Source organism: Campylobacter concisus, assembly GCF_002914195.1.
GTDB classification, from domain to species: Bacteria; Campylobacterota; Campylobacteria; order Campylobacterales; family Campylobacteraceae; genus Campylobacter_A; species Campylobacter_A concisus_M.
In genome coordinates this window covers 1-497 of the sequence record NZ_PPAU01000038.1, presented here as the reverse complement: position 1 = coordinate 497, position 497 = coordinate 1, and the positions used below count along the sequence as shown (strand labels likewise).

Here is a 497-nt window from a genome sequence, read left to right as displayed (position 1 = left end):
GCTTGAAAAATTGCATTTTTTATGGCTTTTGAGTTGCTTTTGCCGTGACTTATGATGACGCAGCCATTTCCGTCAAGAAGCGGAGCACCGCCGTACTCATAGTATATGACCGGTCTTTTTAGAGGCTTGCAAACTTTTCTTATAAGCTCCGATCCAGCCATAGATAGGGGTGATTTTTTAACTTGTTTCTTGATTATCTTTCCTATGGTGTCTACGACACCTTCGCTCGTTTTTAATAGGATATTTCCCATAAAACCATCACAAACCATTACGTCAATGCTGCCATCAAAAATTTGATTGCCCTCTGCATTTCCAACAAAGCTATCAAGTCTAGAAACCAGCTTAAAGGCTTCTTTACTGACCTCGTTGCCTTTGCTCTCTTCTTCGCCGTTTGACAAAAGACCTACTTTTGGCTCTTTTCTGCCTAGAATTTCTTTTGCATAGGCTTCGCCCATTATGGCAAATTGAAATAAGTGTTCGCTTCTGCAATCAACATT

General features: G+C 40.4%; 1 pseudogene. It reads right to left on the bottom strand.

What is annotated here, in order from left to right:
• A pseudogene (locus tag CYP28_RS00860) lies at window positions 1–497 on the bottom strand (phosphate acyltransferase PlsX); the annotation flags it as partial.